General features: G+C 62.2%; 10 protein-coding genes and 4 pseudogenes. 7 read left to right on the top strand and 7 right to left on the bottom strand.

Annotation, left to right across the window (positions count from 1 at the left end; translation table 11 throughout):
- Positions 1–711 precede the first annotated feature (711 nt).
- From AC3WL8_RS27065 to AC3WL8_RS27045, 5 genes and pseudogenes are all read right to left on the bottom strand, one after another.
- On the bottom strand, positions 712–1,881 hold the full coding sequence (locus tag AC3WL8_RS27065) for a tyrosine-type recombinase/integrase (RefSeq protein WP_492379176.1): 1,170 nt from the start codon (positions 1,879–1,881) through the stop codon (positions 712–714).
- 812 nt (positions 1,882–2,693) lie between these two features.
- Positions 2,694–3,115, bottom strand: a pseudogene (locus tag AC3WL8_RS27060) (LysR substrate-binding domain-containing protein); the annotation flags it as partial.
- A 457-nt stretch (positions 3,116–3,572) separates the two neighbouring features.
- Positions 3,573–4,323, bottom strand: a pseudogene (locus tag AC3WL8_RS27055) (IS66 family transposase).
- Positions 4,307–4,558 (bottom strand): IS66 family transposase zinc-finger binding domain-containing protein, encoded by a 252-nt coding sequence (locus tag AC3WL8_RS27050; protein ID WP_492379175.1) that lies wholly within the window; start codon positions 4,556–4,558, stop codon positions 4,307–4,309. Before AC3WL8_RS27050 ends, AC3WL8_RS27055 begins: the two are co-directional and overlap by 17 nt.
- A gap of 515 nt (positions 4,559–5,073) precedes the next feature.
- Positions 5,074–5,340, bottom strand: a pseudogene (locus tag AC3WL8_RS27045) (DUF736 domain-containing protein); the annotation flags it as partial.
- 82 nt (positions 5,341–5,422) lie between these two features.
- On the opposite strand from AC3WL8_RS27045, the pseudogene AC3WL8_RS27040 reads away from it, so the two are divergent.
- Positions 5,423–5,668, top strand: a pseudogene (locus tag AC3WL8_RS27040) (DUF2958 domain-containing protein); the annotation flags it as partial.
- 56 nt (positions 5,669–5,724) lie between these two features.
- Here AC3WL8_RS27040 and AC3WL8_RS27035 read toward each other — a convergent pair.
- A complete protein-coding gene (locus AC3WL8_RS27035) occupies positions 5,725–6,132 on the bottom strand; it encodes a transcriptional regulator (protein ID WP_492379174.1) in 408 nt (135 codons plus the stop codon).
- 279 nt (positions 6,133–6,411) lie between these two features.
- On the opposite strand from AC3WL8_RS27035, the gene AC3WL8_RS27030 reads away from it, so the two are divergent.
- The 3 genes from AC3WL8_RS27030 (at position 6,412) to AC3WL8_RS27020 (ending at position 9,358) form a co-directional block, all read left to right on the top strand.
- The gene (locus AC3WL8_RS27030; RefSeq protein ID WP_492379173.1) at positions 6,412–6,762 is read left to right on the top strand and encodes a DUF2958 domain-containing protein; all 351 of its coding nucleotides are present in this window, start codon (positions 6,412–6,414) and stop codon (positions 6,760–6,762) included.
- Positions 6,763–6,932: 170 nt separating this feature from the next.
- Complete coding sequence (gene gabP / locus AC3WL8_RS27025; protein ID WP_492379172.1) at positions 6,933–8,324, top strand: GABA permease; 1,392 nt, start codon at positions 6,933–6,935, stop codon at positions 8,322–8,324.
- A gap of 341 nt (positions 8,325–8,665) precedes the next feature.
- Entirely contained in the window at positions 8,666–9,358 is a 693-nt protein-coding gene (locus AC3WL8_RS27020; protein WP_492379171.1) for a helix-turn-helix domain-containing protein, read from the top strand.
- 3 nt (positions 9,359–9,361) lie between these two features.
- Here AC3WL8_RS27020 and AC3WL8_RS27015 read toward each other — a convergent pair whose 3' ends face one another.
- Positions 9,362–10,303: a nitroreductase family protein gene (locus tag AC3WL8_RS27015; protein WP_492379170.1), complete on the bottom strand. Its 942-nt coding sequence runs from the start codon at positions 10,301–10,303 to the stop codon at positions 9,362–9,364.
- Between the two features lie 507 nt (positions 10,304–10,810).
- On the opposite strand from AC3WL8_RS27015, the gene AC3WL8_RS27010 reads away from it, so the two are divergent.
- The 3 genes from AC3WL8_RS27010 (at position 10,811) to AC3WL8_RS27000 (ending at position 11,972) form a co-directional block, all read left to right on the top strand.
- Entirely contained in the window at positions 10,811–10,990 is a 180-nt protein-coding gene (locus AC3WL8_RS27010; protein ID WP_492379169.1) for a transposase, read from the top strand.
- 311 nt (positions 10,991–11,301) lie between these two features.
- Positions 11,302–11,517 carry a DsbA family protein gene (locus tag AC3WL8_RS27005; protein ID WP_492379168.1) on the top strand — a complete coding sequence of 72 codons (216 nt, stop codon included), beginning with the start codon at positions 11,302–11,304 and terminating at the stop codon, positions 11,515–11,517.
- 17 nt (positions 11,518–11,534) lie between these two features.
- A complete protein-coding gene (locus AC3WL8_RS27000) occupies positions 11,535–11,972 on the top strand; it encodes a DsbA family protein (RefSeq protein WP_492379167.1) in 438 nt (145 codons plus the stop codon).
- Positions 11,973–12,304: the final 332 nt, after the last annotated feature.

Below are 12,304 nucleotides of genomic sequence, written 5' to 3'. Positions count from 1 at the left end.
CTCGCCGACCTTCCCAAGTTGGGACGGTGCCCCGCACGGTTCGCCGACCTTCCCAAATTGGGACGGCCCCGCACGGATCGCCGACCTTCCCAAGTTGGGACGGTGCCCCGCACGGCTCGCCAAGCTTCCCAAGTTGGGACGGTGCCAGATATGCACGCGCAGACCTTCCAAGTTGATCCGCTGCTAGGCCCGCTTTACGACCACCTCAAGTTGTGATGGTCCCATCTACGGCTGCTAGTTTTCCTAACCGGGGACGCTCATAGTGCGGCTCGCCGACCTTCCCAAGTTGGGACGGTGCCCGGCATGGTTCGCCAATCGTCCCAAGTTGGGACGGTGCCCGTACGGCTCGCCGACCTTCCCAAGTTGGGACGGTGCCCCGCACGGCTCACCGACCTTCCCGCGTTGGGCGACGCCGGCATTCGAGTCCGCTTGGTGCCTCCTCCGCCGCGGAGTCCCCGGAAAATATTGGCTCGATCCAGGTGCGACGGCCGGCCTCTCAACGGTATGGCAAGCGCGGACGTACCCCGGCCACATAACCGCATGCGCCAATGCTAGGTCAGCTTGACTTCGACCCAACCGCAGGGAATTTATTGCTCACCGGGCAGAGCCATAGAGTGTTCTCGCACCCGGTTCTTCACCGCCTTCCACGGCCAGCCGAAGGCAACCGCCCCACACAGCGAGAGAGCGCAGGAATGGCTGGCGTCTGACACGCTACGCGGCGCCCGGGATTTTGCCGGCCAGCGCAAAAGCTACATCTTCCAGCGCCTCGTGGGTGTACCGCCGCGTGGTGTTGATGTCGCGGTGTCGCAGGGCGCGCTGCACGTCGGTTACCGGCACGCCGGCGCGTAGCAGATGCGTGGCATGCGTATGCCGCAGCCAGTGCGTCGACGCACCTCGGAGCCTGGCCGCCTCTTCGCTGCGGTCCTCCCGCTCCAGACGGTCGGCCGCTTCCGCAAATGCTGTACGCACGATGGCATAGATTCCCTGGCGCGTACGAAGCGGCCGGCTCAGCTTTCGCTGTAGCTCAAACGGATCGACCGGCGGCACAGCGCGTTGACGCCCACCGGCGATCGCCGGGATGACTGCTGCGGTGTCGGTGGTGCTAGGCATGGGCGGCAGCCCTACCAAACGGCGAAAGCGTGCCAGTTCGTCCATCGCGTTGTCGCAGGGCACCAGTTGATCGTTGCCCCCCTTGGCTTGACGGATGCGCACGGTCCAGAACGCACGGGACCGGCCAGGATGGCGTTCGAAATCCGCCCAAGTTAGTGCAGCCACCTCGGAGGCGCGCAGCCCCGTCTGGAACAGCAGCGCAACTAGCAGGCGGTCGCGCGCCTGGTGTAGCTGCGCCCACCGCGTCGGCGCCGGGCGTGCTTCAATCGCTTCGAATACCGCTGCCACCTGTTCCAGTTCGAGGAACCTCCGCTGGGAGCCGGGCCCTGTGGCAGAGCGCTCTCGCGGCACTGGCGCGAACGGATTGATCCGCAGAGCCCCAACCCGTACCAGCCAGTCGAACAGGCTACCCACGATGACTGCGCTCTGGCGTCGCGATGCTTCGGAAAGCGGGCCGCGCAGCGGTCGCCAAGCCGCGCTGCCGCGGCGAACTCGGCCGTTGCTGATCGCGTGCGCGGGCGGGTCACGCAAGAAGGTAAGGTAGTCGCTGGCATGAGTCACCTGCCAGGTGGCCAGAGGCCGGCCCTGCGCGTCCGCATACCAAAGCAAGCGCCGCGCCTCGAGCTCGTACTGACTGCAGGTGCTGGCGCGCAGACCGAGACCCGCGGCGGCCTTGGCGTCTAGCCATGCGCGCACCAGCTGGGCGTCGGAAAGCCCGCCCGGCAATACTGGGCTAGGCAGTGCGTTCGGCGTGAGGGGCGACGTATTCATGGGAGGCTTGGGGCAGGGGTAGTCTGGGCCGCGTCAATGGCAGGGCCCGGCGACGGTGGCCGGGCGGCCAGCGCATAGACCGGGCAAAGCCAGCGCCGGGTTCTCGGTCTTGTGATCCATTATATCCAGCTAATCACTTACCATTATTCGGATAATGGTAAGTGGTGTTCTCCGTCCGCAAGGGCATCGCAGGCCCAGGCCAACATCGTCGGCGGGAAGGAAGTCATTCCACGACAGGGGCCGGGCAGTCCCGCCTATTGCCGCATTGCTGACCACCTCTAAGGCATCCGTGCCGTGGGTGTCGAAACCCCAGCGGATGCAGGCCACGCCGCGCACGTGGGTGTTGCCGGGCCGCCCACCTGAGACCAAAACGGCTGCGGCTGAAGCCCGGCTAACGGACGGCGCCCGGGGGCATAATAAGGCACTGATTTTTAACGATTTTATCGACACCTCCATTTGTACCGCCCGGAAATGCATAGCAAAACGCAATGCCGATAATTATTGAGCTGTACGCGCAAGTTTTCGACAGACTAATGGCGGGGGAGACCGCCCGCCCAACGCTGTCCCCCCCTTTCACTCATCGCCAGAGAAGTCGGCCAGCCAACGCGGACAGCTTTTGGGCTACGCGCACAATGTCAATCTGGTTCCGAGCCTGTATCGTCTTGACCGTGCCGACTACCGGTGCAGTTCCGAAATCTTTTGCGCGCTGACACGATCAGCCAGGCAGGAGAGCTGCGGCCTTCAGGCGCGCAAGGAGGCCATACGCCAAACATGAATTGGCCCAGGGACCATGCCAACTCTGAATTCGCCAGGATGATCTGTTCGGCCAGGAAGTCGCGAGGCGGGCGATGGGACTTTGCGCTGCGCGCCAGGACAAGCTCCAACGAGGCGAGTTCGGGCAGTCCCTGCGGCTGGCCAAGGATGGTGAAATGCTGTGGGACTGCGCATCGCGCGAGCGGTGCCACCGCCCATCCTGCTTCGACCATGCTGAGCAGCCCGAGCAGGCTCGGACTCTCGTAGGACATCCGGTAGGCGATCCTGGCTCGCTCCAGGCTACGGATCGCATTGTCACGGGCGACGCTGCCCGACTGGAATACGGCAATCGGCAGCGGTCGCTCGTTCCAGATTTCATGAGCGCCCGGCGTGGCGGCCATACCATCGGTTCCACCCGAATGAACTCCCCCGAAAGTCCCTTCACTCGCGCTGCGCAGACTAGGTCGACTGGATTCGCCTTCTCCTCAAGCGTAAGGACACGGCCGAACCAAAGCGCGAGGGGATTTTGTCCGGCATGGTTGGCCTCGCGCGAGGGCAACCTTGTGTTGACGCGGATGAGGCTGGAGGCATCGTCCGTATTTGAAGACATCACCCACACCGATCGTCCGCCGGCGGCGATGGCCTGAGGGAAAGTCTCTGGCAAGCTTTGGGCCGGCCGCGTCGACGGCGCATGAGCTTGGCAAACCAGTCCAAGCTCGGAGATATCTGGCCCAGGACGACAAGCCCGCTCCGAAGCCCGCGAATTTACTTCGGATCCACAGCCCGCCGGATAGCTGTGCCTCGCCAGAGGCGAGAGGCGCGGCCCGCATCCCCGACGGCAGCGCGCCGGGATGCACTTGCTAGCCTGGCGGAGATCGTGTAAGCGTCTCGCCGTCCCACCTTGCCGGTTGAGATCGGTTGTGAGAGGGCAGGCGCGCTCAGCGTGGGGGACGCCAGTTGTGGGGAAGCAGCATCGTCGATGCGGCTGCTCAGGTCGGTGGGCAAGCGGGTCAGCACATCGGTGATGCAGGCCCATGGATCGTGCCCTTGAAGCTTGGCTGATTGCACCAGGCTCATCACGACCGCGGCGCGCTGACCGGCCAGTTCGCTGCTCGCAAATAACCATGCCTTGCGCCCCGAGGCCCATGGACGGATCAGGTTCTCCAGGCTGTTGTTGTCCACGCTCACCTCCCCATCGAGGAGGTTGCGCGTCAGCGTTGGCCAGTTCTTGAGGCTGTAGTCGAGTGCCTTGGCTGTGATGCAGCCATCGGCCACACGTGACCTCTCCAGTTGCAGCCAGGTATACAGTTCCGCCCACAGCGGCTTGGCGTCGCTGTGCCTTCTGACCAGACGTTGCTCGCTGCTCAAGGGGGCGAGCTCGTGCTCACCTCGCTTGGTCTTGCCGGCTCCCGCGTCGAGCATCGCCACCGGTGTCTCGTCGGCGTGCAGAACCCTTGCTGCAAGTACGAAGCGCTTGTGCGCTTCATAGAGCGGTTCCAGCGCCGCACCGGCACGCCCGGACCAGGCAGCCAATGTTGAGCGCGGCGTGTGTACGCCGGAGCGGGCATTGATCGTCTCCTGGCGGCAGTACGGCAGGTGGTTGACGAAGCGACTGATCAGCGTGCGCGCGACCAGCCCGGCTGCGGGCAGGCCACCGTCGATGATCTGGGGGTCAGCGGGTTCCTGCATCAGGCGTTGGCAGCATCAGCCAGGCCAACTTGCCATAGATGTGGCGGTGCACGAAGAATTCCGCCGGCACGATATCCAGCTTCTCGCTGACGTCCTCATGGCGGCAACGGACGCTGGGTGTGGCGCGCCACGGCGCTGCATCGGGTGCGCAGCAGATTCCGCGCCATGAGCGAGGCGTGCCGGGTTTCGGGGGGAATTGGAACTTGCCCGGGGCGATGTCCTGGCCGGAGAGCATGTCCGGCGCGGATAGGCATGGCCCAGAAATCGATTCGGGTACGCCCTAGCTTGCTGCAACAGGTTGTGCGAAAGCGCACAGCCATTCGTCGCCCACCACGTCATGAAGGGCGTTTCACGAATAAGCCGCCTGCCTCTATGGAGCTTCCACGCTGCGCTTCGACGCCGCCGCCGCAATACGCGGCAGCGGCGTTCTCACTTGTCGTTGAGGGACTGCTCCTTGCCTGCCTCAGGGCGCCCAGCTGGTGCCGCCGTTATGCGGGGATACCGAGTCGGCCATGGCGCCTTTCCGCGAGATCGGACCATGCGTCCTTTAGCTGTTGTGCATCCTGCGGCGGGCGCGGCTGCACCCCAGTCTTCATGGCCGCAACCCTCCGGCGCAAACGATTTCCCCGCCGCTGCGCGGCTTCCTCGCGCAGCAAATTGTTCGCGCCTGCAGGTCCTCCACTGCGTTTCGGCCGCAAGCCGTGCAACCAGCCCGGCCCCCGCGGATCGGATCACAACAAGGACGTGATCGGCGCGACCTTGGTTCAGGTTGTGCGTACCATCATCTTTCTCGATCAGCCGGGCGTATATCGTCGCCGGGAATGAAGGATCATCAAGGGTCACGGACAGGTAGGGCCGCTCGGACTGGCTGACTTTCTTCCACGCCGCGCCGCGGTCATAGCCACCGGCCGCCTGGACGCGGAAGTCGGGGGCGTTCTCGCTCGCCTTGTCGTTGGGGATGAACCGGACCTTGACGTTGAGCGTCAGGGTGCGAACCGTGCCGATGAAGCCGTCGATGCGCCAGAAGCTCGTAGGCCGGGACGTGCGTCCAGCATCGCCTTGCTCCGCGTGGGGCGAACCTTCCAGGAGGCTGCGACCCATGATCCTAAACCTCATCACCGCGGAACAACGCGCGCAACTGCTCGCAAACGGCCAAGCGTACACAGCCGGCCACGCTGGCGATCCGCTGCCTGTGGTGCGGCTTTTTACGCCGGACGCGATGCGACCTGGCTACCGGCCGCGCTCGACCCGGTCGATGGTGACACCGCCTACGGTCTGCGCGACGAAGGTATCGGCGTGCCCGATCTGGGGCGATGTGAAGCTGTCCGACCTGGCATCCATAGTAAGAGCGAACAATGGCTCTCTGCACCATTGACAAATGCTGCGCGGCGGGACCCTGTGCTAGCCGCCCAATTGGGCTTCTTGGCGCAACTGCTCTACCAATTCCTCGATGAGATATCGCCTGTGAGGCGTCAAGGTCTGAATCTTGTGGGCTAATGCTAGCAGCTCAGGGCCCACCTTCTCGGTCTTTCGCGGTTCTCGACCTTTGGTGACTGGGGGCGGCCCATGGTGCAACCAATGCTCGGTCACCTGAAGCCATTCAGCCAAAACTGCGATCTTATCTGAGGTCGGAATCGCCCTTCCTGACAACCACTTGTGCGTGGTCTGTGCCGAGACAGGCGTCCCCGATCTGTAGCGAAGATTGAACTGTAACGCGAGTTCGGTGGGACCGGAAACCTCCTGCTCGGCGCGGCGTAGCGCCAATCGCAGACGATTAGAAAAGGCTTGCTTGTCGGCATCGGTGGGCATTTCGCCATTCTGTGTGGACGTGCCGTTCTTGCGATCAACTTTACAAGCTAAAAATATCGTTTCTAGTTTATAATTAGCCGGCCCAGGATAAGGTCCTAGAAATCCTTATCTGTGTGCGGTGGACCACTCCGTCCCAGCGCGGGCACTTCATAGGACTACGCTATCGGACTGCGGGTGTCATTGCGGCTCGGGCAAAGCCGTTGAGCATTTTTTCGCCGCAGCGTGCACCGAATATCGTCTAGCTCTGACTTACACGGAACCTTCTAGGAGCCAATGACCATGATCCAACCCCTCATCACCGCCGAACAACGCGGGCAGCTATTAGCAAACGGCCAGGCATACGTAGCCGGCCATGCTTGCGACCCGCTGCCCGTGGTGCGGCTGTTTACCCCCGATGCGCATGCGACCTGGCTACTGGCCGCGCTCGACCCGGCCGACGGTGACACCGCCTACGGTCTGTGCGACGTGGGTATCGGCATGCCCGAACTGGGCCATGTGAAGCTGTCCGACCTGGCATCCATCGTTGGGCCGCTCAAGAGGCCGATTCTTCGTGACCGGTACTTCCGGCCAACGCGGTCGTTAGGCGAGTACGCCCGGCTGGCACAGTCCAGTGGGTCGATCGTCGATTGATCGAGTGGGCCATCTGCAGAACCCCGTTGTTCGCGTCAATGCGATGCGGCATGCCGCATTTGGGGTCAGACGACCGCGGCATGCTGAAACGCCAGCTGCGGTCAATTTCCATGTCATAGGAGCACCAACGTGGCGGCTCATTTAGGTCGCGCTTCACCGAGGAGAGAGACATGAACCCGTCAGGGAAAGGGCTGAGCCATGGACTCAAGCCGCGTCACGTCACGATGGTTTCGATTGCAGGCGTCATCGGCGCCGGACTGTTTGTAGGCTCCGGGCGAGCTATCGCCGAGGCCGGCCCGGCCGCGCTGCTGGCCTATGCCATGTCTGGGCTGCTGGTGGTGCTGGTCATGCGCATGCTGGGCGAGATGGCTGTGGCACAGCCGGATACCGGATCGTTTTCGACCTACGCGGACGGCGCCATCGGACATTGGGCCGGTTTCACGATTGGCTGGTTGTACTGGTGGTTCTGGGTCCTCGTGATCCCGATTGAAGCGACAGCGGCGGCGGCCATTCTGAGCGCCTGGTTGCCCGCCGTACCCCAGTGGACGTTTGCGCTGGCGATCACGCTCGCGCTGACCGGCACCAATCTGTTCTCGGTCAGGAACTATGGTGAGTTCGAGTTCTGGTTCGCGCTCATCAAGGTGGTCGCCATCGTGGCGTTCATTGCCATAGGCGGTCTGGCGGTGCTGGGTTTGCTTCCGGGGGCTCAGGTATCGGGCGTGGCGCGGCTGGTTGACTATGGCGGGTTCATGCCGAATGGCCCACATGCTGTCATCGCTGTCGTCCTGACAACGATGTTCGCATTCATGGGGGCGGAGATCGTCACCATTGCGGCGGCCGAAGCGGAACACCCGGCCCGGCAAATCGTGCGCGCGACGCGCTCGGTGGTGTGGCGCATTTCGCTGTTCTATCTGGGCTCGATCTTCATTGTTGTTGCACTGGTGCCGTGGAATGACCCGCTGCTCGTCACCCATGGGGCGTACCAGCGCGCGCTGGAGATACTCGGCGTGCCGCACGCCAAGGCGATCGTCGACGTCATCGTTCTGACAGCGGTAATGAGTTGCCTGAACTCGGCGCTCTACACTGCCTCGCGCATGCTGTTCTCGCTGTCGACGCGGGGCGATGCCCCGAGCGGCCTAAGCCGGACTGCCGCGTGTGGCACACCGCGCGCCGCGGTACTGGTGTCCACCGCATTCGCTTTCGTGTCCGTGCTGGCGAACTACCTTATGCCAGAACGCGTCTTCGCGTTCCTGCTGGCTACCTCTGGCGCCGTGGCGCTTCTGGTCTACCTCGTGATCGCAGTATCGCAGCTGCGCATGCGCGCAGTACTGGAACGACGCGCGGCAGAGCTGCCGCTGCGTATGTGGGGCTACCCGTGGTTGACGTGGTCGGTCGTCGTGGTGATTCTCGGTGTCCTCGCGGCCATGGTCTGGCATCCCGCCCATCGCATGGAAATTCTCGCGACAGCGACGCTGCTTGCTGGCGTGCTGGCTGGAGCTTGCCAAAATACGCGTAACCGGCGCGCAGACGGGCGTGCTTTGGCAATGGATGACCGCCCATGAACCGGCACGTTCGGCTCACGCGGTCGAGAGTACACCAGCCTGGCACCGGTCAATGGGTCGAAAGTCGACTGAGGGAACCGGCTCGCCCGCTGTGGCGGGCCCGCAAGACCCGCACGAAGCCGGGCACTGACCGACGGCGTATCAATGCCAAGCTGAATGAGATTCACCTGGACGCACCGGGCGGCGTTTTGCCGGTTCTGGCACGCACACTGAGCGCTTGCGACTACAACACCATGGCGCCTGCTCATTATGTGGCAGTCCTGGCCGCTGTCGGTCTCTTGCTTGCGTTCTGGCCCCTCGCCAGGTGCGGCCACGCCAGTCGATAACGAAGGAGCAACGAAATGAATGCGACGAAAAACACGCCACCAGTACGCCTGCTGACCGCCGCCGAGCTAGCTGTCTGCATCAAGGTGTTCCGCGACGCCCGGCAATGGACTCAGGAGCAGTTGGCCGTGATCGCCGGGCTCAACCTGCGAACCGTTCAGCGCGTCGAGCGAGGCTGGCCGGCCGACGCCGACACCTGCCGGGCGCTGGCCAGCGCGTTCGATTTCCTGGACATCGACGCGCTCAACAAGCCATTCGCGATTCCACCGGAAGACGAACTCAAGGCTGCGCAGGAACAGTTCGACCTCGAGCACGTCACCTTCGCGGCGATTCCGCTGACCACGGGTAAGCAGTTGGCCGAGCTGGCGCAGACCAGCACGATGGACATGTCGGAGCTGGCCTTCGAGATGGGCGGCGAAGCGGATAAACGCTTCGCCGCGCTGATGGAATATTTCCGCGACTACCGGGATGGCCTGGACGCCTACACCGAAGCGCAGAAGCGCGAGGCGGCTGACACGATGCAAGCCAACATCGATGTGCTCAAGACGCTTGGCGTTTCGCTACGCTATGCCGAGCGCTACGTGCTGCTGAAGGGGGGCTCGGACCCGGACAGGCCAATGCCAGCTAACGTCCTGTACGTGATCGGGTTTCCGCTCGGAAAGGAACCCAAGCTGTTCGCCACGCCAACTTCCGTTGATATCCGTCTGTAGATCCTATGAAGTGAAGCACTCCACGAGCTGACGCCTACAATCAGCTTCTGAGGTTTGCTCACCGGACAACAGCATGCGTGATCCGTGAAGTTGCCCGTCGGCCACGATTGAATGCCGCATGCAGCGCAGACAAGCTGGAACGTCTGCGTCAGACAACCAATATCGAGCAGTGCGACACGATAGGCGCGGGCGGGAATGGGGATACTTCCCCCACATCTTGTCGACCCGGCATGTCACGAAAACGCCATACGACAGGTCATTGGCAAAGGTCTGTGCGCAAAGCAGCGGCCCGAGCTCGTGCGGCGCGAAGCCTTGCTGGACGATGAACAGCTCGTGTCGATGGGAGCGATAGTGATAGATGCCTGGCGTAAGGCCGGATACCCGCATGGCGACAAGGTAAGCTTCGCTCGGGTGAAGGCATCCTCCGGATGGGGAGGTACGCTGGTATGCGATCGGCATCAATCCTTGCGCTTCGAGGTCCTCCCGCGTCTCACCATGCACCGTGCCGAACGTTGCCCAGAGGGCGGTTGAGACTTCGCCAAGCGGAAGCGCTTCGGCATCGAACGAGCGGCAAGTCTGGCGCTCATGCAGCGCCTGTCGCAGCGTGGTATCGCCCAGCGCCGAAAGATCCGGGGGCGGAAGGGCAACCACCTTGCCAGGGCGTTCCACCTTGAGCTCGGGAATCTGGTGCACGATGGATGCGCAGTACTCGATGTAGCCACGATGGGCATCGCCTTCCGGCATGGATTCTCCCGGGCGCAGGCCTATCTGCGTTCCGATGTGGAGAATCCTGGAAAGACAATCCCATCCCCAAGCCGGAGGATCAGTGTGGCCCAAGCAGCCGGAAGCAATGGTCTTGTCAACGGTGCTGCTGCCGACTACCGATCCGTTCGACAGCCGAATGATTCGCTCAAGGTGAGGCGCCAGAACGATGCGGAGGTGCATGGACCAATCCGACGTCTGCGCTAAGACGGCTCACTCCTTGGTGACCGAATCCTTCTTCTCGCCGCCTAGAACGAAGTGATAGCGCCCGGCAGCTTCTCCTGGTTGCTCTGTACGTAGTTCTGATAGAGCGTGGAGCCGGTCTCCCTAACAAGGCCCAATGCACCAAAGCTAATCAATCCGAAAACGGCAAAACACTGCCGAAGTCGCGGAAATGGCGCCAGGGCCCGGTGCGTCTTCCCAAACTGCCAAATGAATCCGAAGCACACTAAACATCCGATTACTGCTGCTGGCAAAACGGGGAACGGCACTCGAAGCAGATACACCAGCAAGCCGCCTACCGTCACTGCCGCCAGAATTCCGGGTAGGAGGCCAACGGTGAAGAGGTAGCGCAGCGCGGCCCGATTCTTCCGCCGCCACTCGACTGCCTGTCCCCTTCGTCGTAAGCGTCCAGTTCCTCCACCTTGAATCGATCGAAGCGATCAAGCATCGTCCCCACGAAGGAGGATCGTGGAGACGATGGATCAAGTGTCGACGGTAGAGCGGCCGCGCCGGCGGGAGTGCAATGCCGAATTCAAGGCGATGGTCCCGGAACAGGTTCGCCCGGCGGGAGCTTCGGTGGCGGGGGTTGCGCTCAGCCACGGGCTGAACCCGAACATGGTGCATCGATGGATGCGCGAAGACCGTTAGCGCCAGATGCTGGCGGCGTTGAGCGAGGGCCGTGTGTTTGCTCCGCTGCAGGTCGACCAGGTATCGGAAGATAAATGCGTTAGGGACTGTGGATGAGATTACTGCAAAGCTGGTTGACATACTGACGTAGTCTCGGCTTTCAGAGGGGCTTCCAAAAGCCACCTTCACTCCGCCATTCACCGCAGAGTGGAGTGCAGCCACGCGAATGCTCTGCGCCATGGTGCTTCATTTCCGGCGGCAATTCTTTGCGGTAGGCGTTTCGTCGACGCCGAAGGATGCCGCATTGCCATCTCCAACCCAGGAGCAATTTCATGAAGCGACTCAATGTAGAGGTTTGGTCAGATTTCGTGTGTCCGTGGTGCTGGATTGAAAAGCGCCGCCTAGAGAAGGCGGCGAAGGCCCTAGCGGGTACGGTCGAGGTGGTGGTCTCCAAGAATCCTACCGGCTTGCGCGAGGCTTGGTCCCCGAGGATTTCAGCAGCGCGCGTTACAAGAAATTTGGTAACCGAATCGCTGCCGACGGGATGATGGATGCAGTCACTCAGATGGGCGCCATCGAAAGCTTGGTGTACAACTTCAGCACTATGCGGTTTGGCGATACGACCGACGCTCATATGCTGGTGAAGTTGGCCGACCCCGCCGAACAGCACCGGCTAATCGAACGGATCTTCTCTGCAGCCACCACGGAAGGGCTTGACATCTTTGATAGGAGCGTCCTTAGCGGTATTGCGAAGGACGTAGGGACCGGAGGTCAGATCAATTTCGATGACAGCCGTATCGTAGCGGAGAACGCACACGACGAGATGGCCGCGAATCGAGTTGCCAACGGTGTGCCTCTCTTCGTGTTGAACGGGAGATCTTACCTGTCAGGTGCACGAGAGGTTGCGGTGTTCGAGAGAGCTCTTCTCCAGGCTGCCATAGACGCTCCAGAGGGGCTGGCCGACATCAGTGCGATCGGTGGTGCCGAAGGCTGCAAAATCTAGCAAGTTTATGGCGGGTGGTCGTTTCGAAGACGGTGTATGGACTCATTCTCGGTTCAGTGCTCGGTCTGTGAGATGGCTGTGGGTCGCATAGCGACCCTTTATAGGTAGTCCGTCCCGCTTTCATCGATACTTTGGGACTGGCAGCTTCGCTGCCAGTGAAGGCGGGACATGCACCTGCGGGCTACGAATATCCCGACCCAAACGCCAGACGATTGCGGAGTTAGCTTCGAGCCCGCGGGTGCGCTTGCGCTCAAACGAGCCTGTCAGATTTCTTGTGTGTTGAGGTCATGAGACGATATCGAAAGAAACGCCCTTATGACCGAAACAACAAG

The organism is Cupriavidus sp. FW305-F7 (genome assembly GCF_058782875.1).
The sequence above is the reverse complement of the archived record's forward strand: the minus strand, read 5'-3'. Positions and strand labels throughout refer to the sequence as shown.